The following is a 1,505-nucleotide window of genomic DNA, read 5'->3' as shown; positions in this document are numbered from 1 at the left end:
ATCTGTGGGGGCCACACTACGGCTCCCACTTTTTCGAGTATTTTTATGTAATTAAAAACCTTTCGCTGTATCATTAATTTGCTCATATTAAATCAAAGCGAAAGGAGATCACAAATTGAATAATGATCTAAGAATTATTTTAGGGGATTATGAATCCCTTGTACAGTCTCATACGATTGAAATTAATAAAAAAGAAGTGATTTATTATATCACGCTTAAGAGAACCATTATCTCCTGTCCAGAATGCGGCAGTAGAATGAATATTAAGGACTATAGAAAATGTAAAGTCATACATAACATGATAAGAGGCAAGAACACTTCTCTAATACTTAAAAAGAGAAGATTAGTATGTCCTCAATGTAATAAGGTGATGACTGAGGAAAACCCATTTACAGAGAAAAGTCATAGTAGATTATCTCAAACTTCAGAGCTGGAAATCATGAATAAACTTAAAGAACCTACAACTACTTTTTCACTGGTTGCTAGATTCTTTAACACAAGTCCTACTAAAGTCGTTGAAATATTCGATAAGTATGGTCAGATGCGTAGACAGCCTTTACCTGAGATTATATGTATTGATGAGAAGCACTGGAAACATAAAGGACAAAACAGATACATGTGTGTTATTCTTAATTTTAAGACCATGGAAATTGTAGATATCATTGATGGAAGAACCAAGAAGGCCTGGTCAAGTTATACTCAGATAATCGATAAAAAAGAACTCGCTAAAGTCAAATATATCTCTATTGATATGTATGAGACGTACAGATTTGTGAGAAATCAATACTTCCCTGGGGCAGTATTGTTATGCGATTCATTTCATGTCATAAAAAATATCAATAAAGTCCTAGATGATATCAGAATTAAAGTAGGCAAAAGATACCAAAAGGATAGTACTGAATATTATCTTCTCAAAAAGTTTCACTTCCTTATATTGAAAAACTACAATGATATTCCGTTCAACAAGGCAAGATACAATAAAAAGCTTAAAAGATATATAGACTATCATCAATTGCTTGAAATAATCCTAAGCATAGATAAGGAACTAACAGAAGCATACAATCTAAAGGAACAATATATAGCCTTTAATCATTATGCAACTTCTGAAACCTGCAGAGAATGGCTTTCAAGAATAATTCAAGAATATGCAACATCAGGAATTACTGGCTTCATATCATTATCTGGAACTCTTATAAACTGGTTTGATGAAATATGTGCATCATTTGATTTAGTAGATGGTCGAAGAATATCTAATGGACCAGTAGAAGGAATCAACTCCAGAATAGATAAGATACTTTCAAATGCATGTGGATATCAGAACTTTGCAAGAATGAGAAATAGACTAATGTACTCTCTTAATAAATCCTCTAATCCTTCCTCTTACGCTATTGATGAAACAATCAAAAGAGAAGGAAAAAAGAGAGGATCTTATAAGAAAAAGAACTAATAAAACATTTAAATAGAAGTAATATGAGCGCACTAAAGGGCAGTCATTTCTGACTGCC

The 1,505-nt window shown here is 32.4% G+C and carries 1 protein-coding gene; it reads left to right on the top strand.

Annotated features, from left to right (window positions below; all coding sequences use genetic code 11):
- Positions 1-115: 115 nt before the first annotated feature.
- The gene (locus tag ACFOZZ_RS13235; RefSeq protein WP_376815423.1) at positions 116-1,447 is read left to right on the top strand and encodes an ISL3 family transposase; all 1,332 of its coding nucleotides are present in this window, start codon (positions 116-118) and stop codon (positions 1,445-1,447) included.
- Positions 1,448-1,505: the final 58 nt, after the last annotated feature.

The sequence above is a fragment of the Catenibacterium sp. GCM10023432 genome, assembly GCF_042651925.1.
Classification (GTDB): Bacteria; Bacillota_I; Bacilli_A; order Erysipelotrichales; family Coprobacillaceae; genus Catenibacterium; species Catenibacterium mitsuoka.
The sequence above is the reverse complement of the archived record's forward strand: the minus strand, read 5'-3'. Positions and strand labels throughout refer to the sequence as shown.